We start from the raw sequence: 22,640 nt of genomic DNA on the forward strand, positions 1-22,640 counted from the left end.
TTTACTTATTGGCCTGAATAACATCATTAAAAAATTCAGGATAATATTCAAACACTACCGGATAATACTTTTTGACTAGTCGGATATAAGTTCCATCTTTTTTACATTTGTCTAGGAATTGATTGTAGGCTTGCCGCAGCTTTGGGGCATTCTTGGGGAATGCAGTGGCCATCTTTTGAGGTGGAGAGATAGGGCCAACAACTTTGATTTGTCCCGCCCAATTTTCCAAGGCTATCAGGGCATCAGGTACATCTAAAAGCGCGGCTTCTGCCTCGCCTTTGATGACAGCATAGGCCAAGTCGTTTAATTGTCCCGGAAAATGGATAAATTTGGCTCCTGCCTGTTCAAGCTTATACAGACTGCCATCAAGACAGGTCCCTGATTTGCCCAAAACAGTCCGTCCTTGAAGTTTTGCCTTTACCGCAGCGATATCTTTGGCAATGTCACCAGTAGGAGTAATTGGAGAAATATCCGAGTCGGACCTTACTATGAGCCATACTTGTGTGGGAAAAATAGGGTCAGAAAATAGAACAATTTTTTCTCGCCATGGAAGCATTGTTAGACCATTGGCGGCTATATCCCCCCGTATTGGAGTTTGATCCAGCATTTCTACATCATTGCCCTTTGCTTTGACTTTTTTACCAATAAGATCTGGTATCACCATTTCCCATGATGTCTTGACATATTGGTATGCTAAACCTAAATCTTTAGCAAAAAGTTGAACAAGCTCTGCATCTAAACCATCCCCCATGCCTGTAACAAAATTGGCATAGGGTACTCCCAAATGTTTCAAGACTCCTCTTTTTTTTATCTCATCAAGATCTGCAGCCCCAGCATGTCCACCAAGGAAAATCAAGAAGGTCATCATGAACATTGTCAGCATAGCAAAAGACAGTTTTAGAAATTGCATATCTGCGTCCTCCTTCTTTGTTAAAAGAGGTTATTTTAACTGTAAAAATAGCAAAGTTCCATTTCTTAAGCAAGTTGGAACTTAATTGATATAAATTTCTAATTTACTTAAGGAAGGTTAGGACACATGGCTTTATGAGGGGGAGAGATGATTATTGGACAACCACCTATACCGTAAGCTATGGTTAAAATAATTTTTGAGCGAGGCGAAGAATTTTCTCCGAATTTTTCATATCATTCTTCGTCCCGCATTTGGCGGGATTTTGTTAAAAAGGCTAATATATGTCCGTAAAGTCACTAAGTGCACAAAAGCTTTTGCTTCTTTTGATTTTTATACAATTAGTTCTTATTTTTGGACATATTTATTATCAGCTTTATTATTGGCCCAAAGAAAATTTGCGGATTGTTTATCTTGATTCCGAAAGGGTAAAGTCTAGACTTTCTCCTTATGGTCCTGGTCTGGAACAGGAGCTAGTGGATATTTTTTGTCGCCAAAATGGTCTTAAGGCTACGTGGAGTAAAGTAGAGAATTTAGAAGAGGGGCTAAAAAAGCTTCGTCTTGGTCTTGCTGATTTATTTATTGGGCTGACAACAAAGGATGAGTTTCAGGACGACAGAATTAGATTTGGCCCGGCTTACTTGAGGAATAATTTTATCGTTGTCCACAACAGGTTTCGTTTTCCTCTTCGTCGGCCTGACGAATTGTGTAGAGTCGTAGTGTTTATTCCTGATAAAGAGATTTTTGAACAAAAATTAATCTCATACCAAAAGAAACTATCTTGTTCCATAAAGGCGAAACGATTAATCCCGAAAATGGAAAAGTTGTATCAGGCCATAACTAAAAACAAGGCCCGTTTTGCACTGACCGATAGAATAAGTTTTAATCACTGGCATCCGTATTTTGTTGACGTAAGAAAAACCTATTCGTTCGATGACACATTTGACTATAAATGGTGTTGGTCTACACGCTATAGTGAACTGAATAGCATGCTAACAGTATTTTGGGATAATTTTTTTGGCAGCACTGAATTTTTTCGTTTAAAAGAAAAATACTATGGTTTTTTTCCGTCAAGAATCGATTACTATGAATTAGATCATCTTATGGATATTGTAGAGTTGGTTTTGCCAAAATATGATCAGTATATTCTGGAAGCAGCAAGGCTCTACAATATAGATCCACTTCTTCTTGTAGCCATGATCTACCAGGAGTCTCATTTTAATCCCAGGGCAAAAAGTAAAACAGGTGTACGCGGTCTCTTGCAGTTAAGCTTAGATACAGCCAGTTATGTAGGTATTTCTAATCGTATTGATCCCGAACAGAGTATTCTGGGCGGGGCTAAGTATTTGAGGTTTCTTGGGAATAAAATAATAAAAGAAAAGGGTGTTAATGGCTGGGACGGGTGGTTTTTTGCTTTGGCCGCGTATAATCAAGGGCCAGGACATCTATATGATGCCATGGACCTGGCAAAGCGGCTCAAAAAAGATCATCTGAGTTGGATGGGATTGAAGGAAGTATTTCCCCTTCTTAGCTATAAAAAATACTATCGAACCGTAAAAAGAGGTTATTGTCGGGGATTTGAAGCGGTAGACTATGTCCAGAGCATTCGATACTATTATTATATTTTACATGGGCTAGTCGTTTTGGGGAGACCTGAAGCTAAGCACCTTGCCAGCTTTCTTGACTTTGTTCCCCCGGACTGGCCCAATTGATGGAGGAGAGTCATTTTTTTTCTCGCTGGTTTGACTATTGTCCGGTTTGGCCCAGAGGTGGTTAAATAGCTGATTTTTCCAGCGTACAGACTGGATCATAGACAGGATAAGCACATCTTCTTCCCATCTTTTGCTGGGGGAAAAGATTTTTACCCGTTCATAGTATTTTTCCCACAATGACATGAGTGAGGCTTCATCCAACTGGTTTAATTTTTCTGCTAAGTTGCGTAACATCTTATCCATTTTTTCTCCAGATTGACTTTTTGCGTGGATATTCACACCGGGGTAGCCTAATAATAAATTTCAAACCCGCCGGGAAGTACCGCAACACTCAATGCACCCATTTTCGATTTGCCCAGCAGGAAGGCCTATGATAGAAGCACTTTTGCTAAGGCGCTGATTCTGCAATGCTTAGAGCTTTAGGTCAAGCGTGATTTATAGCGTAAATGCAGAGGATAAAATGTTAATAGAGCTTGTAGCCGAATCTTTTTATCAAATTAATTTCCATGGTTTATTCTAGTCTTGGTTTCTTTTCGCAAAATATTTAGCCCATTCATCCCGATGCTCTGTTTTTTAAGCAAGCTTCATTAAGATTGGGTTACCCAAGCCGTTTGTAATGCATTTCAGAAACCAAGACTTTCAATCAGCGCTTAAAACTTAAAATAGGGTTTGGCCACGGACTCAACAAATCCAATTTGAATAGGACTTGGCAATAAAATTTTTAAAAGTCTATGCATTGAAATGAAGATTTTCACCCAGTGGGTGAGATTGCCACGGGCAGCTTCGCTGCCCTCGCAATGACATAGCGCTCACCCTGTCATTGCGACGAGCGAGCTTGAGCGAGCGAAGCAACGAAGCAATCACGAATTTTAAATTGCAAAAAATCGCGTAAGTTAGCAATAAGGCTTATAGCTTGCCTTTGGCGAGATAAATTCAAAATATTGGAGGAAAGTATGAAAAATATCAAGGAAATGTATAAGACAGTTGTCAAAGATCCTTTTCCCTCGGAGATGAGTTTAACTTTGGGAGATCAAGTCTTGAAATTTGTCAGAAGATCCTGGGTTATTGAAGGAGAGGAAAAGGGCCTGAGGTACGGGGAAAATCCTGATCAGCCCGCAGCTTTATATGAACTGGTTGAAGGCGAGCTAGAGCTTGGAGGAGTGAAATTTCGTTCTCCGGGTGCAGGGCTGGTTTCCAGTCTCAAAGAAGAAAATATAATTCAATCGGGAAAACATCCGGGCAAGATCAATCTCACCGATGTGGATAATGGTATTAATATCTTGCAATATTTGACCAGAAAACCGGCTGCGGTCATATTAAAACACAACAATCCGTGTGGAGCTGCCTGGTCGGATCAAGGCCTGGAAGAAGCATTGAGCAAGGCCTATTTTGCGGATCGTATTGCTGCTTTTGGTGGAGCTGTTGTTGTTAATAGGCCGTTACCTAAAGAGTGTGCCGAGTTTATGACTAAATATTATTTTGAGGTAGTGGCAGCGCCTGCTTATGAACCGGGGGCAATTGATGTTTTAAAGACAAAGAAAAATTTACGTATACTGGAAATTCCCGGCCTCGCTGACTTAGAAAAATTAGTGAACACGCCTTTCCTGGACCTCAAATCATTGGTTGATGGCGGGATAATTGCCCAATTTTCATTCCGGAACAAAATTTTGAGTGCAGATGATTTTATTCCTGCTTCTGCGGAAAAAGATGGGCAGGTGGTCATGGCCAGGAAACCTGATTCCCGCGAGATGGATGACTTGATCTTTGCGTGGGCAGTGGAGGCTGGAGTGACTTCCAACTCTGTAATTTTTGCCCGGGATGGTCAGACAGTGGCCATAGGCACTGGAGAGCAGGATAGGGTTGGCTGTGTGGAACTGACAATTCATAAAGCCTATACCAAGTATGCTGATAATCTGGCTTTTAGTGAACATGGCCTTTCACTGTATGAATTAAAATTAAAGGCCAAAAATGATCCGGAGGCAGCCAAGGCCTTGGAAGATATCCAGGAGAGAACCAAAGCTCACAAGGGCGGACTGCCAGGTTCTGTCATGGTTTCTGATGGTTTTTTCCCTTTTAGGGACGGAGTAGACGTAGCCATTGAGCAGGGCATAACTGCCATTGCTCAGCCAGGAGGCTCTATTCGTGACTTTGAAGTTATTCAGGCAGTTAACCAGGCTGAACCACAGGTAGCCATGGTATTTACAGGGCAACGCTCTTTTAAACATTAAGAAAATCAGGGTTGAGTGTCTGTGGTTAAACCTCATTCTTTGACTACCAGGTTGAAAACACTGATTTCTTGAAGGCATTTGCACCAGCTTGAAAGAAATCAGTATTAAAAAAAATATGAAAAATTGTCCTCTTAAGTCTTAAGTAGGGTTGGCCTCAGACTCTTGAGGACTGAGTGATGTATGATGGGCTCAGAACTCAGAGAAGGATATTAAGAGAGGAGCAAGACAAGAGTTGAGCAATTAGTTGGGTTAGGTGGGAATAAAGGGGTAGATTTATGGTTAATTATAGAAATCAGGGCAATACTGATAAAAACTCGGTCCATAACGCTCAGACCTCAGCCCTGTTTCCTCAGTCCTCAATTCAGCCAGGAGCAGTAGTCGAATATTTGCAGAACAATCAGGCTCAGATAGCTTGGGTTCTGGACGTGCAAAGCTCCCGGCTCAGGGTCTTTAATGTTAATCAAAGAGAAATGAAGTTGCCGGGTTCCAGGGTATTGCCCTGGGTTGGTCCGGTATATCTTGATTCATTGTCCAGGCAGGATATTTTAGATAACCTGAAGAAACACCAGTCCAGACGCGAAAAATTGACCAGGGAGATTGATGTCCTGGAAGTCTGGGAATTGGCCCAGGGAGAAATTACACAGGCGTCTATCTTTTGGTTTGCAAGTCTTATCTGGGAAGAACCATCCATAGATCAGATTGCGGCTCTGGGACGGGCCATGCTCGGTGCCAAAACACATTTCAAGTTTAACCCTCCTGATTTTGAGGTTTACAGTCAGGAGGTTGTCCAAAAAAGAGTTGAACAATTAAGACAAGCTGCCTTAAGGGAAAAATTAGTCAGCCTGGGTCAAGATTTTTTAAAGACACTATGGCAAAATGTAGGAAAGCAAAAAAACGTTGTACCGCCGGATGATCCTGAAATAAGGGAACAGATAAAAGAACTTTTATTAAAGAGAATCAAGGATCCCGAGGATCGGGAAAGTGAAAAAATTTGGAAGCAGATATCTCGCGGACTGCCCGATGATCCTTTACTACCGCTTGTTTTAGCGCAAGAGTGGGGCATACTTCCTAAACATTATAACTATCTGTTAGATCAGGCCGAGTATGACTGGGGTAGATCATGGGAAGATAAGTATGCCGGGCAGATTGAACAGATTAAAAAGAAAATTTCCCAGGATATAAAAGAACCTGCTCTGAGCGAATTAGTCAGTATTGACTCAGGATCCACAAAAGATATTGATGATGCCTTTTATGTTGCAAGACAGGATGCAGGTTTTCGTTTGAAATTGGCCTTGGCCTGTCCGATTTTGGGCTGGGAATTCGGCTCTGAGCTGGACCGGGCCGTGATGCATAGGGTGAGCAGTCTCTACCTGCCTGAAGGTACCAGCCACATGCTGCCTGTGGAGCTGGCTACGCAGACTTTTAGTTTAAAGCAAGGCGAAACCAAGCCTTCTCTTTTGCTGGACTTTTTTGTGGATGAGCAGGGGAGAATAGTTGAATTTAAACCTGAGTTTGCCTGGATAAGGGTACAGAAAAATTTAACCTATTCTCAGGTTGAGAAAATTTTGGTTGAAAAGCAGGACCAGATGCTCGAACAGGCTCTGGGACTTGCTCGTATCCTTAGGCAGAATCGCCTGGACAAAGGAGCTGTTGTTATTGAGCAGGCAGAGCCGGAGATTGTCCTTCAGGACAGGGATGGTGAAATATTTGTTGATTTACAGGACAAACCCTTTTATGCGCGGGCCCAACTTATTGTATCCGAGTTCATGATCCTGGCTAATATGGCCATGGGTTTATGGGCCATGGATAAATCAGTGCCTTTTTTATACCGTACTCAGGATATTGTTTTACCGGAACAAAGTGGAGGCGTGTGGACAAAGGCGGAAGAAATTTATTCTTTGGTCAAGGCTATGGGCGCCACTATTACTGAAGTTACCCCTAAGCCTCATCGCAGCCTGGCCGTTACTGCTTATGCTCCCATCACTTCTCCTTTGCGACGCTATGTAGACTTCTTAAATCTGGCCCAGACCATTACTTTTTTACAAAAAAACATCCCGTTGTGGTCAAAGGAAGAACTGGAAAAGTTACTTCCCTATTTGAATTCTCGTCAGGGTGCTGTGAGCCAGGTACAAAGATTTCGGCCAAGATACTGGAAGCTGGTCTATTTTCAGCAAAAGGCTAAGAAGATGAACTGGACAGGGGTTGTTGTAGATAAATCCGGACCGTTGGTCGTGTTATCTTTGCCTAGAGAGCAGATATTAGTGCGTGTTGCTCGCAATATTATAGGGGATAAGGTCAGAATCGGACAAAAATTTAAACTAAGACTGGGCAGAGTTGATCCTCTGCATAATGAAATCAAGGTCATCGGAGCGCAAGAAGTTTGTTGATGTTACTCCGTGGAAAAATTGAATTGTGAGCAGTTGAGCGATTTTTAATTTAACTCAACTTTCGGAGTTGATTTACGAACACATTTTCTTCAATGCTAACAAAGACTTGGACACATCTAAGGCTCGCTTGCGGGCTGTGCATAAAGGGGTTTATTAGTAAAATATTACTTTGTGCCATTTTGTATTTATGATGTATCTTGATATATTGGTTAAACAGTCTCCCTATGCACAGCTTTTCCGCAAGCTTCGCCGAGATATGTTACCCAATCCATTTGTAATGCATTTCCGAAAATGCGCTCTTCGAGAACGTAGAAATAGTAAGGGTTTTAAGAAGTCAGAGTTGAGTAATTTAATTTTTAAACACATTGGACTAAAGATGCGCCTGCAAAAAGGGACTTTTTGCAGGCAATGTTGAATTTTGAATGATAAATGTTGAATTATTTGAATGGGTTACAAGATAAAAATGTTTGTCAGAACTGTAAAATTTTAATTATTGCAGTTGCATCAATAAAAGTAGATTTTGAGCCACCGACGATTTTCACCCAATGTGTGAGATTGCCACGGGCAGCTTCGCTGTCCTTGCAATGACTTCGCGCTCATCCTGTCATTGCGAGGAGCGAGCGTGGGTGAAGCGACGAAGCAATCTCAAAGTTTGAATTGTAAAAAAATAGCTCAATTTAGGAGCAATATGAGGCGTGGCAAATTGAGTACATTGAGTTTTTTAAAGCTTGTAACGGTGGCCTGTCCGGTTAAACATGGGCTTCTTGGAGGGTAGTTTGCATCGTTTTTTCTAAATTTTGAGCCTGCTACCTTGAACTTAAACCTAGTAAATTTCAATAATGATATTATTAGTAGATATAGGGAATACAAATATAAAATTTGGCCTGGCAGATAAAGATAGTATTTTGGGTGGTTTTGTTTTGCCCACGGATATTACTGAGACATCTGACTCGCTGGGTCTGAAAATTTTACAGATGCTTCAGTTTAATCGGGTGGAGCCAGGGAGCATTCAGGCCTGGGTTGTTTCTTCTGTGGTTCCGCTTATGGACAGTTTGCTCAAACAAGCCGGGCAAAGATTTTGTCATTGCCCTGTTTATTTTGTACCGGATGACATTTCTTTGGGGTTGCAAAATAAATACTCACGTCCCAGTGAGGTAGGGGCGGACAGGCTAACCTGCGCTTTTGCCGCAAGAAAATTATATGCTAATAAAGGGCTTATAGTTATTGATTTCGGTACGGCGACGACCTTTGATTGCGTATATGAACAGGACTATCTTGGCGGTTTGATTTGTCCTGGAGTTTTGTCTTCAATCAAGGCACTGAGTACCCAGACAGCCAAGCTCCCTCAAATCAATTTGGATATACAAAATAAAGAACTTGAAATAGGTCGGAGTACAAAAGACAGCTTAAGCCAGGGGATTATTTTTGGTTTCGCTTCCCTTGTTGATGGATTGGTTAGTAAGCTGGAAAGAAAGTTAGGTGAAGATGTTTTTATCCTGGCCACTGGCGGATTTGCCGATAAAATTGCTAGTGTTTGCACTAAAATTCAGGAAGTCCGTCCGGATCTTCTCCTTCATGGTTTAAAGATGGCTTATTATATTGAAAAAGGTTAAGGAGTCTGTAGCCAAACCATATTTAAGAGGGCAAGTTTTCATGATTATTTTTCAAACCCGGATTCTTTCATGCTGGTGCAAACTTCATGGTCGCATCTAGTAGGTTGCTTGCAGGCAGAGCATAATGGGGGATTTCATTCGGAAGTCCTTACTTTTTGATCTTTTAGCCTTGGTTTTCCTACTGTAAACTACAAACTTTAATATATAAAAAAGGAGAATAGAGATGAGTATTATTACCGATATCTGGGCTAGGGAAATTCTGGACTCCAGGGGTAATCCCACTGTTGAGGTGGAAGTTGTTTTGGAGTCTGGTGTGTTTGGACGTGCAGCAGTGCCTTCCGGGGCATCTACTGGCTCCAAGGAAGCCTTAGAGCTGCGTGATCAGGATAAGTCCAGGTATGGCGGCAAAGGCGTGAGCAAGGCAGTGGCCAATGTGCTTGAAGAAATAGCTGATGAGATTATCGGTTATGATGCTTTGCGTCAGGTTGAAATCGATGAAATCCTCATTGACTTGGATGGCACTGAAAACAAGTCAAAGCTTGGGGCAAATGCCATTTTGGGTGTTTCGTTAGCTACAGCCAGAGCAGCAGCCAATTTTCTCGGACTTCCTTTGTATCAATACATTGGTGGGGTAAACGCCAAGGTCTTGCCTGTTCCCTTGATGAATATTTTAAATGGCGGGGTGCATGCACCCAATAATCTGGATATTCAGGAATTTATGATTATGCCCTTGGCAGCGGCTACCTTTAGAGATGCCTTGCGCATGGGGGCAGAAATATTCCACGCCCTGAAAAGCATTTTAGCCAAGGATGGCCTCTCTACAGCCGTTGGTGATGAGGGTGGCTTTGCACCAAACCTAAAGAGTAATCGCCAGGCATTTGATTATATTTTAAAGGCTATAGAGGAGGCAGGTTATCAGCCCGGTTCAGAAATTGCCCTGGCCATTGATGCGGCAGCAACAGAGTTTTATCAGGATGGTAAGTATAATCTTCAGGGAGAAGGTAAGGTTTTTACTGCTGACGAGCTTATTGACTATTACAAAGATATCATTGATGCCTATCCCTTGATTAGCATCGAAGATGGGCTGGCGGAAAATGACTGGGAGGGCTGGAAGACTATGACTTTGGCCCTGGACAGCAAAGTCCAATTGGTGGGCGATGATATCTTTGTGACCAATCCGTCCTTGCTGGCCGAGGGGATCATGCAGGGAGTAGGCAACTCTATTTTGATTAAATTAAATCAGATCGGAACGTTAACAGAAACTTTGGATACCATTGAGATGGCCAAAGAGGCTTCTTACACTACTGTTATTTCCCATCGTTCAGGAGAAACAGAAGATACTTTTATCGCTGACCTGGCTGTGGCCATGAATGCTGGTCAGATCAAAACCGGATCGCTTTGTCGTAGCGATCGCCTGGCCAAATACAACCAGCTTTTGCGCATTGAGGAGGAACTTGATGAGCAGGCTATTTACTTTGGTCCGGCCATGGCCAGCCAGTTGAGTTAGTGAACAGTGATCAGTGAACAGAAATCTACGTCAAACGTTGAACATCGAACCTTGAATGTTGAACATTGAACAACAAAAGAGGTGGTTATGAAAATTTTAAATGGTAAGGAAACAGCAGCACAGATTAGACAGGAATTAAAAGAGGAGATTGCTCAGCTAAAATCACAGGCTGGTCGCGCTCCCGGGTTGGCTGTTATTCTGGTCGGTGAAGATCCAGCCTCCCAGGTTTATGTGCGCAACAAGGAAAAGGCCTGTGCCGAGGTGGGGATTATCTCCAAAGGGTTTCATCTGCCAGCGGAGATAACTCAAGCCGAGTTGGAGGATAAGATTTGCGCCTTAAATGAGGATCCTGAGGTTGATGGAATTTTACTCCAGCTTCCTCTGCCCAAAGGATTGGACAGCCAGAGGTGCCTGGACCTTATCCTGCCCGAAAAAGATGTGGATGGTTTTCATCCTGTAAATGTAGGAAAATTGACTCTGGGGCTAGATGGTTTACGCTCATGTACTCCTGCCGGGATAATGACCTTACTTAAACGCTATGACTTGAGTGTTCAGGGCAAAAAGGCCGTTGTCATCGGTCGGAGTAATATAGTTGGCAAACCATTGGCTCTGATGCTCTTACAGGAAAATGCTACAGTCACAATCTGTCATTCTCGCACGCAGGATATAGCCTCGGAGGTCAGCCAGGCGGACTTTGTTTTTGCAGCTGTGGGGCGTGCTAAGTTTGTGACCAGGGAGATGGTCAAGCCGGGGGCAGTAGTAGTTGATGTTGGTATAAACAGAACAGAAGAAGGCCTGGTCGGGGATTGTGACTTTGAAAACTTGAAAGATATAGTTTCGGCCATAACCCCGGTACCTGGAGGGGTAGGTCCCATGACCATTGCTCAACTTTTGCTCAATACTGTTCAATCCTTTAAGTTAAGGCAAAAGTAAAAGCGTTAAGAGGTACAAAGAGAAACAGAAAGTTTACTTTTTGGCCTTTTTACGTAGCAGTCATTTTTTACTCGATAGACACAAGGGCGGAGGCATAAATCCGCCCTTGCTATTCACCAATTTAACCAACCAAAATTCCTGCATAACCAACCACCTGGTCATAATCACCACTAACTTCTCCAGAAGTTGCATAGGAAACGAGTCTTGTTTTGGTTGCTCCGAGACTTATTGCACACGCAAGGCCCATGGTCATGGGCAAGACTCCGCACATAGAGATGTTTTCTTGCTGAACAGCGGTAAAAAGCCCTCTGGGGTCTAGGTTTAGGATTTGCTCAATGGCCTTTTGATCCTTTTTTTGGGCCAGCTCATGAGTAACATAGTGGCTCATGTCTGAACTGACTACCAGGGAGACATCACTTGGTTTTAGTTTAGAGTTTTGTGTATAGCGAGAAATGGCCCGGGCTAGCTCCTGACCCACCTGGAGAAGAGTTTCCAAATTAAACTCGGAAACACTCAAGGGTACAATATGGATGTTATTATTTTTGGCCCATAAAAAGGGTAGTATCACTTCCAGGGAGTGTTCATAAAGGTGGGCTTGATAATCAGAGTTTATGCCTGGTATTTTTTCAATTTCCTGGGCCAAATTTTCATTGACTTGTAAATGGCCGCCCGGAATTAACCATTTTCCTTCTGGCCAAAGGGAAAGCCGGGCTCCTTGGCCGGTATGGTTGGGCCCTAAGAGGACAATGGTCTGGCCCAGATTGGCCTGGGATAAAGTTCTTCCTGCTACTGGACCAGAGAAGATATATCCGGCATGGGGGACCATGGCCAGGATGGTCTTTTCATCGTTCTCGGGCTGCCCCTGGAGCAGTTCCTGTACCTGTTGATAAAGAGTTTGGGGCCTGCCTGGATAAAATTGGCCGGCGACTATGGGTTGTCTGTCCATTTTCCCTCCATGGTTAAGTTAAGCAATCAACTTTCGGAGTTAATTTACGAACGCATTTTCTTCTATGCTAACAAAGACTTGGACACATCTACCCCGGTTGAATACTGGCAAAGCCAGCCCAGCTTCGCTGGATTCAACGGGGTAAAAGGCTTGCTTGCGGAGAGAGCATAATGGGCTATTTTGGGTAAATGAGTATTCTTTTAATTATACCTTAGTTGAGCGATTTTCACTCAATGGGTGAGATTGCCACGGACAGCTTCGCTGCCCTCGCAATGACAATCTCCCCCCTGTCATTGCGAGTGGAACAAAGTGTAGCGAAGCAATCTCAAAGTTTGAACTGCAAAAAAATCGTTCAATTTAAATTATAGATAGTTATGGCAAGTAGCACCAGCTATCTACCTTTGTCACCCAGATGCTCTGTTTTTCCCCAAGCTTCGCCAAGATGTGTTGCCCAACCCGTTTGTAATGCATTTCAGAAAATGTGCTCTTCAAAAATGATGTAATATCAATGAGTTGAACAAGTCAGAAATTGGAGTTAAGTAGTCTAGAGCGGGCTAATTGTTATTTGGTTTATAGGTTAAAGGGTTTATTTTTAACGGTTAGAGACATGGGAAGACCTTACCTCAATCATTCAACCACTCAACTGCTCACACCACTTAACTACTTAACAAAATATTGTTCGGCTTCCTTAAGTAATTGGGCTGAATTCAGGTCTGATTGGGCCATTTTGCTAAACAGGCTTTTTGGCTTTTTGTTTATAAGTTCGTTCAAGATTTTGGTCCAGGAGGCTGTATCTCCATTTAATTTATAGAGTCCGGCCAGGCGGTACTGAAAGGCTGGCCAGTCGGGATCATCCTCTTTAATATAGGTAGCTAATTCCAGGGCCCAGCCCAGGGCCTCTTTTTTTCGGCCAGTCCTTTCTGTAGCTTGGATTAAAAGATCAAGGCAAGATTTAATTTTTGGGATGTCGTCTTTCTTTTCCAGAAAAATGGACAGGGCTTCCTGGGCGAAAATATATACATTCTCCAGATCTCCCTGAGATAATGCATTTTGGGCTAGAAAATACAAGGCATAGGCGCGTTGTTTAGCTGGGAGATCTATATCTGCAGCTAATTTTCGCCACAAAGGCAGGGCTTTTTGGATGTGACCTAAATTTTCATAGGCCAGGGCCAGAGCATAATTTAATTGCTGTTTTTGCTTTTTAGGCAGTGCCCAATCCTTACACTTTTCTCCTAACTCTATAATTTTCTTCCAGTCCTCCGTTTTAAAATAGATGTTGAGGAGCAGGGCCAGGGCCGTGAAACTGTTTTGATTAACAATTTTTTTGTCTAATATAGGTTGTGCTAGTTTGATGGCCTGGTTGATCTGGTTATTATTTAAAAAAGCTGTGGCCAGGGCCAGTCTGGTTTCAGGGTCTATTTTAGTTAAATTTTGAGATAGAAAAGGATACTTTGTCCACGCGTTGAGTATTTGCTTATAATTGTTTTCCAGTACATATCTGTGTACTAGCTGAACAAAGGCTTGTACTCCCACATCCAGGGCCTTGGAGCGAAGTTTTTTTTGTCCATATCTGCTTAAAAAATTATCTATTGTCTTTAAGGCCTGCAATTCCTTTTTGTTCCATAACTCCCAAATGGCCAATTTGATCAGGGCTACAGGCGCCAGAGGGCTGTCTGGATATTTATTACTGATTAAAGTATAAATTTTTTGGGGGCGCAGGGTATAAGGCCGGTCAAAGACTGAAAACATATCTTTTATATTGGGTTGGTCATAAATTCCTTCCTCTGCAAGGCGCATAGCTGCTATTAGCCCCCCCTCCCGGTCGGGAAATTTTTGGGATGTTTTTTCATAAATTTCTTTGGCTGCCCGCTTTTTGCCTTTAAGAAGATAGATATCGCCGATTCTGGCCAAAGCAATGTCTGCCTTATCCCCATCCGGGAGCAGATTTACATAAGTTCAGAACCGGTCTTTGGCCCGGTCATATTTTTTATTCTTATAAGCAACATAACCAGACAAAATTAAAAAATCAGGGTCGTCAATGTAGTATCTGGGCCATCTTTGCTCTATATATTCAACGATATCTAAGGCCTGCTTGAAAAATTCAAGTTGTTTTAGGCTCTTGGCTAAGCCCACTGCTGCTTGCTGTGCTATACGATGGTCAGGATATTTTTGAATAATATGCTGAAATTCATCAGCAGCCTTTTGATAATCTTTTTTTTGAAAATAAAAATCAGCCCAATAAAAATAGGTCAGGGGAATATCAGGATCATAAGGATATTTTTTGCGCAAAAGATTAAAATAGGCCCGCGCTTCCGGGATGTTGCCAACTGCCAGGTGGACATAACCTAAATTGAGCAAGGCAGAAGGGAGTCTAGGTGATTTGGGGTCATAATTTATGGCTCGTTCATAGGCTTCGACAACTTGGGAAAAACTTTCCTTCAGGTTATTGTGGTTTATTTGAAAAAGGAGATCAGCATATGTATAAAGTACTTCTTCCTTGAGTTCTTCAGGGAGGCGCGGGTCACTAACCAAGGGGGCTAGCGTTTCCATCGCAGCATCTAGTTCACCATTGGCAATAGCTGCCCTAATGTTGGTGAGCATGCTTTGATAATCAGGTTGCGCAGTTGCGTTTTGGTCTGCACCTCTTGGTGCTTGGTTTGTTTTTGTTGTTGCGGTGGTTGTGTTCTCTGGTGCTGTTGCTTGACTGGAATTGGGTGGGACAGCTGTTGTGTCAGGGATTTGTTGAACGGGCACCTGTGTTTTACTTTTTGGTTGCTCCTTTGGAACACTGGGCTTCTCTGTTTCAACGGGGGCTTTCACTTCTTGAGCAGATCGAGGACGTATGGTCTGGGCTTGGTCTGGAGGAACTCTTTTTATTTTAGCCTTGAGTTTATAAGGTACTTCTTTTTTGAGCTGGCTAGGTGTTTTGGAGACAGTTGCGTTTGTCACCTTGGTTGGTTTTGGAACCGGTGTTATGGGCTTGGATACAGGTGTGGTAGATGCGTTGTGTTCTGGTTGCTCTGGAGGTTTTGGTTTGGCCTGAATTTTTCGTTTGATAGCCCCTGGTTTGGTTTTTGGTGTGTGAGCCTGGGCAGAGTCAGGAGCGGGCTTTGGAGTAGACTTTGGCTGTGTTTTGGTCGTACTTGTCGATTTTTTTTGCCTCTTGGTTTCCTTGGGCTTTTGTGGCGGAGACCATTTGGCTCCCAAAGGGTCGTAAAAGATATCCAGGACGATTTTTTTCTCTTTGGCGAGGTTGAAGGTGATAAAGCCAAAATTGGGATGTTTCGTGATAATTTCAATACCGTTTTTGGAAATAATGATTTTTTCCACCAAACGAGAAAAGGATAGGTCAACAGGGGTTGGTTTAAGTTCCTTTTTCCATATATCCGGTGGTAAAAAAAGGGTGAGTTGTTTTTTTGCTGTTCTCTCTAATTTGAATTCTGGTATTTTTTGGTCAAGCTTAAAGACGATTCGTTCATTTTGAGGGTGTTTGCCCCAATAATAGATCAAGGCAGCGCATTGTTTTGGGAGCAGGCTTCCCCAAAGAAATATCCCCAAGACCACGATAAAAAAGAGGGGGACTGATTTTATTCTATAATGCAAGTTAGCTACTGCCATTCTTTACCTTGAAACTATTGGTGAAAATTGAGGTCATTTTCCTATGTAGTTTTTAATACTCAAAGTTTAAAATTGTATGCAATTTTTAGGCAAAAGATTAGGGTATTTTTTTCTTTTTTAATTTTTCAATCAATGTGGTTCTCTTGATACCCAGGATTTCAGCCGCCTTATTTTTAACTCCCTGGGCCTGTTTCAGGGCTTCGATGAGCAGGTTTTCTTCAATCTTATCTAAAAAATCCTTTAAATTCATCTTGTTGCTTTGCATGTCTTTAAGTCGGGGCCAGGCAAAGGCCGAAGTTTTTGGTTTTGGTTTAATCCCTGTGGCCTCAAGAAGTTTTATTGGTAAGTCTTCTGGTTGAATTTCTGTGTTTTCACACAGGATAGTCAGCCGTTCCATGAAGTTTTCCAGTTCCCGGACATTACCCGGCCAGGGATAATTTAGTAAGAGGTCCTTGGCGGCAGGAGAAATAGACATGTTCTCACGCCCTTTTTGCGCGCAGAATTTTTCAAGAAAATATTCGGCTAAAATTAGAATATCTTCTCCCCTCTCTCTTAAAGGGGGCAGGCTAATCGGAATGACATTGAGGCGATAAAAAAGATCTTCGCGAAATGTTCCTTTGGCTACCTCTTTTTCTAAGTCTCTGTTAGTAGCAGCGACAATGCGTACATCAACTTTTTGGGTTTTAGTTCCTCCGACTCGCTCAAATTCTTTTTCTTGAATAACCCTTAAAATTTTTACTTGGAGACTAAGGTCCATTTCCCCGATTTCATCTAAAAAGACGGTGCCTCCGTTGGCCAGTTCAAACCTGCCGGCTCTGGATCTGATAGCATGGGTAAACGCACCCTTTTCATGGCCGAAGAGTTCGGACTCTAAGAGATCTTTAGGAATAGCGCCACAATTTATAGGCACAAAAGGTTGATTTGCCCTGGGACTATTCCTATGAAGAGCCCGGACAAGCAATTCTTTTCCTGTCCCTGATTCTCCAGTAACCAGGACAGTAGTATCTGTTGGGGCAACTTTAGCCAGGATTTTAAATACTTCTTGCAGGGCAGGGCTTTGGCCGATAATGCCTGTTGTATCAAGTGACATAATCGCTCCTGGATTTTATTTAGTTAATATTTGTTGCTGTCAAAATAATGACAGAAAGTCAACACCTGAGTTTCCTAAATGAATAAAAATAAATTATTTTTACCAAAAGACTGTATCCGGGCCCGTTTCGTACGCCGCATAAAACGTTTTACCATCCTGGCCTCAAAAGATGGACAGGATATTTGGGCGCACACAAATAATTCGGGCTCTATGCTGGGTCTGCTTAAGCCTGGTCGGACTTTACTGCTGTCACCAGCTAAGAATCCAAAGCGCAAATTGCCATATACATTGGAGCTTATCTATATGGGGCACTTCTGGGTAGGAGTAAATACTTCGGTGCCAAATAAAATGCTTAAGATTATTTGGGAAAATAAGTTGATTCCTGAATGGGCTGTTTATGAGCGCTTTATTCCTGAGGCGAGACTGAACCAGAGCCGGCTAGATGCTAAACTAGAGGGGCGGGGGGGCGTTTTGTGGGTCGAGGCCAAAAATGTAACCTTGGTTGAAGATGATGTGGCCTATTTCCCGGATGCCCAAAGTGAGCGAGCCAGAAAGCATTTGCGTGAGTTAATCGGGCTTGCTAAAAAGGGACACCAGGTAGCCTGCTTTTATCTTATCCAAAGACCTGACTGTAACTGCTTTGGTCCAGCTGATTTTATTGACCCGGAATTTGCCAAACTTTTTTGGCAGGCTATAAAAGCCGGGGTTAAAATGTATCCTTTTCAGGCGGTTGTTGACGAGCAGGGAATAGCTTTGGGTAAAAGACTTAGTTTAGTTGAGAATGGAGCTATTTATTAAAAAAGAGGCAATCATCTGTAACACCTATAAATAAAAAGAGAATTTTTTAAATTTGGTTATGGAAACAAGTTTCTCTTAAGAGGCGTAATATAGCTGGAGCATTTGGTTAGCTCTACGACAAGTAAACACAAGTTTTTCAATCAAGATTAGACAGCTTGTCGGGGGCGACAAGGGGGCAAAATGGTGGATAATATAGCCTGTATTATTTTTTACGTGAATGTTCCCAGAGGGCAGCATCAAAGTCGTCTAACTAAGTCCAGAAGAGCTTTTCTGAACTACCTAAAATACCTATTTTAATTCAGTTAGATACAGCAAATTATGAAGTTTAGTTATTAAAAGGAATGGAAGGCTTCAGTGGTTATTTTTGTGGAATGGCTACTCTAATCCCAGTCTTGATATACTTTGAGATATTTAGCAAGGGTTGAACTTTTTGAGGATATAAAAAAATTTATCTGATTGGAGTACTTATCGAAGATAAATTTTAAATATTCCTCAATTTTTATAGTTCTGCTTTTTAAGTTTGTCGCATGGATTTTGCCTTCTTCGTCAGATGGAAAGAAGTGTCCTCTATCATCTAAATCGACACCACACAGCACAATAGTTTTAAAATCTGCTTTGATAGCGAAATCAATAGCTGTGCTTAACGAACCTTTAACATGAATAAGTCCATTTTTAATAAAGTTTTTATTAAGAAAGTATAAGTAAGGCAAAGAATTTTTTGTTCTTACTACTGTATAAAAAAGTTTATGGTATAGTAGTCTATCTCCAAGTTTTTTTTGTATCCACTCACGCATAAAGGCATATTCTTTTTTATTTAAATATCTTAAAGTTAAATCGCTTGTTACGTAAATGGTGTTCTTTGATGTTTCTAATCTTTTCTCAATCCCTAAAGCCCAACGTCGAAACTTTTCTTTGTCACGAATATATTCAAACATATATATGTCAGGAGTAAAATGATGTAGAGTAAACAAATTCAGCCCAAGCGAATCAAACTGCGACACATGCTTAAACTTTTCATTATTTATTTCCAATATAGATTTTCCAGTTCCAAAAATAAAAATTTTTTTTGATTTTGGGGTGTAATTTTTAAGGCTTAGTTTTTTATAAGGATATTTTTTGAGAGAAGAAAAGTATTTGATAACTCTCCTGGAGTGATCCAAAATATCTCTAAATGTAGAATATTTTTTCATGTATACCTCAATAAAACAAAATTGGTAATAAATATGCCAAGTTATTTGCTAAGTAGATTGTTCATGCAATTTAAAAAAGAATGCTTTTTTGGAGTTATTAATATTTATGTAACGATGAAGTTTGAACTTGTTAACGAGGTAGTGTGAGATTAAGGAATTAAGATATTAATCCCTTTAATTTTTATCTTATAGAGTCCATCCGTCATCAATTATTATATTCTGGCCGTTAACATATCGAGACATATCAGAAAGCAAATAAATTAGAGAGCCTTTTAAATCTTCACAATTTAACAGCCCCTTAGATAAACCATACTGATTATACTTTTTTACAAAAATATCAGGCTGATTATCAAAAATACCGCCAGGACTTATACAATTTACTCGGATATTGTTGTTTTTAAAATATTTAGCCATATACTTAGTTAAGTGAATAATTGCCGATTTTATGCAAGCATACTCGACAGGCATTGTCATGTTAGTTCCCTCATATATTTCAAATCTAGGTGGCACAACACCATAAATTGAGGCTATGTTAATTATATTACCATACCCTTGATTTTTGAAATAAAGCGCAAACTGTTGTGATGTAAGAAAATAGCCCCCTAAATGCAAGTTAATGTTTTCACAAAAATCTTTGTATTCAACCTCTTCAAATATTTTCCCATAATGTATGTTTCGAGGATAGGCGCTATTTACTAGAGCATCTATTTTACCATACTTTTCATGTAAAAAGTTTATAATGGTGTCAATGGATTTTTTATTTGTAATATCCATTTGTACAAATTCTACTTTGTCAGAATTGAAATAGTTTTTTATTTCTAAAAAAGCCGCTTTACCTGCTTCACTATCATTATCCGCTATAATCCCTATTCCATTTTCAACAATAACTGTTTTTATAAATTCTTTCCCTATCAGCCCTGCACCGCCTGAAATTACCACGATTTTATCTTTTAACACTGATTGTTTCCTCCAGTTTCTTTTTCATCAAAAATTCAACAAATTCAAAATCAAGTTCAGAATCAATGTCTATAGATCTTTCTTCAGGCATGATATAAAGGCCTGTATTTTCAAGAAATATTGTATCATTTAATAGCAGTGCGTCTCGTTTCCATATATAAATTGAAGCATTCATATCAAAACATTTAGGAGAATCCTGTCTTCTTACAATTGAATTTTGTAATGGTTTCGAAAGAACTACTTTACCGTCTTCTGTCAATTCTACTAAGTTAAAGTACGGGGACCTTCTAGCTGGAGCTGCTGTGATTAAATTGTCGTAGTTTTTTTCTATAAAAACTTCCATTGCATGAATTATATCTTCTATATTTCTGAGAGGAGAGGTTACATCTAAATCCATTACTATATCAAATTTTTTCCCACAATATTTTTCGCTTTCAATCACAGCATGTTTTATAACAGGCAATTTAGGAGCTTCATCTGTAGCTAGTTCTGCAGGCCTTTTGAAGAATATATCGGCTCCATATTGTTTAGCTATTTCTATAACTTTATTGGAATCGGTGCTAACTATTATATGATCACAAATTCCAGTAGCTTTTGCTTGCTCTATACTGTATGCTATCAAAGGTTTGTCTAACAATTTTCTGATATTTTTGTTTTTTATGCCTTTTGAGCCTCCTCTTGCGCATATAGTGCATAAAATACTTTTTCCTCTAAACATTATATCCTTACCATTCCTTGCAAATTTCAGAATTTCGAATTTTATCTATTGTATCGATTACTTCTAAGCCTTCATCAAAAGTACATAAATCTCTAAACCGGCCCTCTATAATTTCTTCGTGCATTTTTCTATATGTATAGTTTCTATCTGAACAGGAAAATTTAGTTTCTTTTTTTTCTAGGTTTTTTAGTCCTATGCATAACGTGTTCTGAATTAAATCACCTATGATAGTCTCATGTAATGTGTGAACAAGGATACTTCTTTTAGGTATCTTGCTTATATAGTCGATACTAAAATTTATTATTGTTCCTTTATTTGTTTTACCTATTGCAGTCGTCAAATCATCAGAATCTATTTCTAAATCAGAAATCTTTGTATTTTTAGCTTCGATGTGATTTATTTTGCCAAAAAGGTGCTGAATGTAATCGATTTCATGGCTTAAATCCAGTAGGACTCCTCCTCCTTTTTCTTTAGTTGCGCAATATGACTTTCTATAGTCTCTTTCTGGTCTCCAAGTTGGTAAATACTGTCCTGCAATTGCATTTACATAAATAATTTTTTCATTCTTAGTTTTGTTTTTTATTTCCTGAATAATAGGATGAAATCTTAAGTTATATCCAACATAAACATTATTTTTCTTTATTTTTAGATTTTCTTTTTTTATGAAAAGAGGTTTTTCTACTAAAATTGTTTTATTTTCTACTGTATTTTCAAGAAATTTTAGTTGGGGAAAGTGCTTATAGGTTTCTGATGCAATAATAAAATAATCAAACTTGTCAATATTGCTAACTTTCTTCAATTCAGAATACGTTTTATAGGCATTTATTTCTTGTGAGGTTACAAGGTGTATGTCAATATTAGGGTAAAGCTCTTTTAAAACTTTAGCGTGCCTTTTTCCTATTGAACCAAATCCAATTATTAATGTCCTCATTTTTTACCAAATTTAAGTTTTAATTTAGATTATTGAAAGTTTATTTATGGCTTCTCTATATTCATTCCATTGACCAATATCAATATAATCGCTTTCTCCTATCGGATAAGAAAATGCCTTATTTCCTTCCATAAGCACCTTGTTAATCAAGTTTGGCATATCATAATATTTTTTCTCTGGTATATAACTTAATACCTTTTTATTTAGGATGTAAACGCCTGTATTTATAGGAAAAACGTATTCAGGCTTTTCAATAATCTCTTCTATTTCTCCTCCGTCTTTGAATTTCACTACACCATAAGGTATTTTATAATGCTGAATTGATGATATCAAGGTCAGATACGAGCTGTTTTGGATATGGAAATCTAAAATTTTCGAAAAATTTGCCCTAATCATAATATCACAGTTTGAAACTATAAAATTTTCGCTTATTTTATGTTCTAGTAATTTTAAGCTTCCAGCAGTACCCCAAAAATCATCTTCCCATACAAACTCTATTTCATAGTCTTTTTCGATGCCATTGAAATAGGCCGCAATCATTTCGCCTTTGTAATTTAATGTTAAATAGAATTTTTTTGTTCCTTGTTCCCTAAATCTGTCTATGATATGTTCAATAACAGGTTTTTCATCTATTGGGATTAAAGGCTTTGGTAACACTTTTGTAAATGGATCTAGTCTCGTTCCTTTTCCACCAGCCATAATTATAACCGGGATATTCCCAGCCATTTTACTGTATATTTTTTTTGACTTATCATTCCCGAATATGGATGTCCATGTTATAAAATCAACTACAACATTGTTTTTATTTAAAATAGGTAAAACTTCGATTTTTTTTTCTACAAGTATTTTCTTTGCCAAATTTTCTGAGAAATCATCATTGTAAATAAATATTGGATTTTTATTATAAATGTCTTTAACAAAACCTTCTATTCTTCCTGTTTTAATTATATGTCTTCTAATATCTCCATCTGTAACGGTTCCTAATAATTTATTATGTTCATTAACTATCAACAATACTTTTTCTGCTGTTTTATCTAGCCTTTTTAAGGCGTCCTTTATGGAATAATTTTCTGAAATAAATATATTTTTTAGCTTCATTTTTATC

The 22,640-nt window shown here is 39.9% G+C and carries 18 protein-coding genes; 7 read left to right on the forward strand and 11 right to left on the reverse strand.

Annotation, left to right across the window (positions count from 1 at the left end; translation table 11 throughout):
- Position 1 precedes the first annotated feature (1 nt).
- On the reverse strand, positions 2 to 910 hold the full coding sequence (locus tag KFV02_RS06070; RefSeq protein ID WP_252380649.1) for a transporter substrate-binding domain-containing protein: 909 nt from the start codon (positions 908 to 910) through the stop codon (positions 2 to 4).
- 281 nt (positions 911 to 1,191) lie between these two features.
- On the opposite strand from KFV02_RS06070, the gene KFV02_RS06075 reads away from it, so the two are divergent.
- The gene (locus KFV02_RS06075) at positions 1,192 to 2,619 is read left to right on the forward strand and encodes an MltF family protein (protein WP_252380650.1); all 1,428 of its coding nucleotides are present in this window, start codon (positions 1,192 to 1,194) and stop codon (positions 2,617 to 2,619) included.
- On the opposite strand, the gene KFV02_RS06080 is transcribed toward KFV02_RS06075, so the two are convergent.
- A complete protein-coding gene (locus KFV02_RS06080; RefSeq protein WP_252380651.1) occupies positions 2,542 to 2,862 on the reverse strand; it encodes a hypothetical protein in 321 nt (106 codons plus the stop codon). The two genes, KFV02_RS06075 and KFV02_RS06080, sit on opposite strands and share 78 nt — an antisense overlap.
- Before the next feature lie 710 nt (positions 2,863 to 3,572).
- Between KFV02_RS06080 and KFV02_RS06085 the strand changes: the two genes are divergently transcribed.
- From KFV02_RS06085 to folD, 5 genes are all read left to right on the forward strand, one after another.
- Positions 3,573 to 4,847, forward strand: a complete 1,275-nt coding sequence (locus KFV02_RS06085) for an IMP cyclohydrolase (RefSeq protein WP_252380652.1) — start codon at positions 3,573 to 3,575, stop codon at positions 4,845 to 4,847.
- 275 nt (positions 4,848 to 5,122) lie between these two features.
- Positions 5,123 to 7,234 carry a ribonuclease catalytic domain-containing protein gene (locus KFV02_RS06090; protein WP_252380653.1) on the forward strand — a complete coding sequence of 704 codons (2,112 nt, stop codon included), beginning with the start codon at positions 5,123 to 5,125 and terminating at the stop codon, positions 7,232 to 7,234.
- Between the two features lie 839 nt (positions 7,235 to 8,073).
- On the forward strand, positions 8,074 to 8,847 hold the full coding sequence (locus KFV02_RS06095; RefSeq protein WP_252380654.1) for a type III pantothenate kinase: 774 nt from the start codon (positions 8,074 to 8,076) through the stop codon (positions 8,845 to 8,847).
- A gap of 223 nt (positions 8,848 to 9,070) precedes the next feature.
- Positions 9,071 to 10,354: a phosphopyruvate hydratase gene (gene eno, locus KFV02_RS06100; protein WP_252380655.1), complete on the forward strand. Its 1,284-nt coding sequence runs from the start codon at positions 9,071 to 9,073 to the stop codon at positions 10,352 to 10,354.
- Positions 10,355 to 10,441: 87 nt separating this feature from the next.
- On the forward strand, positions 10,442 to 11,287 hold the full coding sequence (gene folD, locus KFV02_RS06105) for a bifunctional methylenetetrahydrofolate dehydrogenase/methenyltetrahydrofolate cyclohydrolase FolD (RefSeq protein ID WP_252380656.1): 846 nt from the start codon (positions 10,442 to 10,444) through the stop codon (positions 11,285 to 11,287).
- A 121-nt stretch (positions 11,288 to 11,408) separates the two neighbouring features.
- On the opposite strand, the gene amrB is transcribed toward folD, so the two are convergent.
- The 4 genes from amrB to KFV02_RS06125 form a co-directional block, all read right to left on the reverse strand.
- A complete protein-coding gene (amrB, locus tag KFV02_RS06110) occupies positions 11,409 to 12,233 on the reverse strand; it encodes an AmmeMemoRadiSam system protein B (protein ID WP_252380657.1) in 825 nt (274 codons plus the stop codon).
- Between the two features lie 660 nt (positions 12,234 to 12,893).
- On the reverse strand, positions 12,894 to 14,144 hold the full coding sequence (locus tag KFV02_RS06115; RefSeq protein ID WP_252380658.1) for a tetratricopeptide repeat protein: 1,251 nt from the start codon (positions 14,142 to 14,144) through the stop codon (positions 12,894 to 12,896).
- Between the two features lie 45 nt (positions 14,145 to 14,189).
- Positions 14,190 to 15,851 (reverse strand): tetratricopeptide repeat protein, encoded by a 1,662-nt coding sequence (locus KFV02_RS06120; protein ID WP_252380659.1) that lies wholly within the window; start codon positions 15,849 to 15,851, stop codon positions 14,190 to 14,192.
- 97 nt (positions 15,852 to 15,948) lie between these two features.
- Positions 15,949 to 16,941 carry a sigma-54 interaction domain-containing protein gene (locus tag KFV02_RS06125; RefSeq protein WP_252380660.1) on the reverse strand — a complete coding sequence of 331 codons (993 nt, stop codon included), beginning with the start codon at positions 16,939 to 16,941 and terminating at the stop codon, positions 15,949 to 15,951.
- Positions 16,942 to 17,019: 78 nt separating this feature from the next.
- Between KFV02_RS06125 and sfsA the strand changes: the two genes are divergently transcribed.
- Entirely contained in the window at positions 17,020 to 17,739 is a 720-nt protein-coding gene (gene sfsA, locus KFV02_RS06130) for a DNA/RNA nuclease SfsA (protein WP_252380661.1), read from the forward strand.
- A gap of 380 nt (positions 17,740 to 18,119) precedes the next feature.
- Here the strand turns inward: sfsA and KFV02_RS06135 are convergent, their stop codons facing one another.
- From KFV02_RS06135 to KFV02_RS06155, 5 genes are all read right to left on the reverse strand, one after another.
- Complete coding sequence (locus KFV02_RS06135) at positions 18,120 to 18,929, reverse strand: hypothetical protein (RefSeq protein WP_252380662.1); 810 nt, start codon at positions 18,927 to 18,929, stop codon at positions 18,120 to 18,122.
- Between the two features lie 186 nt (positions 18,930 to 19,115).
- A complete protein-coding gene (locus KFV02_RS06140) occupies positions 19,116 to 19,886 on the reverse strand; it encodes an oxidoreductase (protein ID WP_252380663.1) in 771 nt (256 codons plus the stop codon).
- Complete coding sequence (locus KFV02_RS06145; RefSeq protein WP_252380664.1) at positions 19,873 to 20,604, reverse strand: acylneuraminate cytidylyltransferase family protein; 732 nt, start codon at positions 20,602 to 20,604, stop codon at positions 19,873 to 19,875. Before KFV02_RS06145 ends, KFV02_RS06140 begins: the two co-directional genes overlap by 14 nt.
- Before the next feature lie 7 nt (positions 20,605 to 20,611).
- On the reverse strand, positions 20,612 to 21,535 hold the full coding sequence (locus tag KFV02_RS06150) for a Gfo/Idh/MocA family protein (protein ID WP_252380665.1): 924 nt from the start codon (positions 21,533 to 21,535) through the stop codon (positions 20,612 to 20,614).
- Positions 21,536 to 21,559: 24 nt separating this feature from the next.
- Positions 21,560 to 22,633, reverse strand: coding sequence for a sugar phosphate nucleotidyltransferase (locus KFV02_RS06155; protein WP_252380666.1), 1,074 nt, complete (start codon positions 22,631 to 22,633; stop codon positions 21,560 to 21,562).
- Between the last annotated feature and the right edge of the window lie 7 nt (positions 22,634 to 22,640).

The organism is Desulfovulcanus ferrireducens (genome assembly GCF_018704065.1).
GTDB classification, from domain to species: Bacteria; Desulfobacterota; Desulfovibrionia; order Desulfovibrionales; family Desulfonatronovibrionaceae; genus Desulfovulcanus; species Desulfovulcanus ferrireducens.

Excerpts from the sequence above, each read along its gene's own strand:
- KFV02_RS06120 (WP_252380659.1), bottom strand. The coding sequence starts at position 15,851 with ATGGCAGTAGCTAACTTGCATTATAGAATAAAATCAGTCCCCCTCTTT.
- KFV02_RS06125 (WP_252380660.1), bottom strand. The coding sequence starts at position 16,941 with ATGTCACTTGATACAACAGGCATTATCGGCCAAAGCCCTGCCCTGCAA.
- KFV02_RS06075 (WP_252380650.1), top strand. The coding sequence starts at position 1,192 with ATGTCCGTAAAGTCACTAAGTGCACAAAAGCTTTTGCTTCTTTTGATT.
- amrB (WP_252380657.1), bottom strand. The coding sequence starts at position 12,233 with ATGGACAGACAACCCATAGTCGCCGGCCAATTTTATCCAGGCAGGCCC.
- KFV02_RS06135 (WP_252380662.1), bottom strand. The coding sequence starts at position 18,929 with ATGAAAAAATATTCTACATTTAGAGATATTTTGGATCACTCCAGGAGA.
- KFV02_RS06070 (WP_252380649.1), bottom strand. The coding sequence starts at position 910 with ATGCAATTTCTAAAACTGTCTTTTGCTATGCTGACAATGTTCATGATG.
- KFV02_RS06090 (WP_252380653.1), top strand. The coding sequence starts at position 5,123 with ATGGTTAATTATAGAAATCAGGGCAATACTGATAAAAACTCGGTCCAT.
- KFV02_RS06095 (WP_252380654.1), top strand. The coding sequence starts at position 8,074 with ATGATATTATTAGTAGATATAGGGAATACAAATATAAAATTTGGCCTG.
- KFV02_RS06080 (WP_252380651.1), bottom strand. The coding sequence starts at position 2,862 with ATGGATAAGATGTTACGCAACTTAGCAGAAAAATTAAACCAGTTGGAT.
- KFV02_RS06145 (WP_252380664.1), bottom strand. The coding sequence starts at position 20,604 with ATGTTTAGAGGAAAAAGTATTTTATGCACTATATGCGCAAGAGGAGGC.
- eno (WP_252380655.1), top strand. The coding sequence starts at position 9,071 with ATGAGTATTATTACCGATATCTGGGCTAGGGAAATTCTGGACTCCAGG.
- sfsA (WP_252380661.1), top strand. The coding sequence starts at position 17,020 with ATGAATAAAAATAAATTATTTTTACCAAAAGACTGTATCCGGGCCCGT.
- folD (WP_252380656.1), top strand. The coding sequence starts at position 10,442 with ATGAAAATTTTAAATGGTAAGGAAACAGCAGCACAGATTAGACAGGAA.
- KFV02_RS06150 (WP_252380665.1), bottom strand. The coding sequence starts at position 21,535 with ATGAGGACATTAATAATTGGATTTGGTTCAATAGGAAAAAGGCACGCT.
- KFV02_RS06085 (WP_252380652.1), top strand. The coding sequence starts at position 3,573 with ATGAAAAATATCAAGGAAATGTATAAGACAGTTGTCAAAGATCCTTTT.
- KFV02_RS06155 (WP_252380666.1), bottom strand. The coding sequence starts at position 22,633 with ATGAAGCTAAAAAATATATTTATTTCAGAAAATTATTCCATAAAGGAC.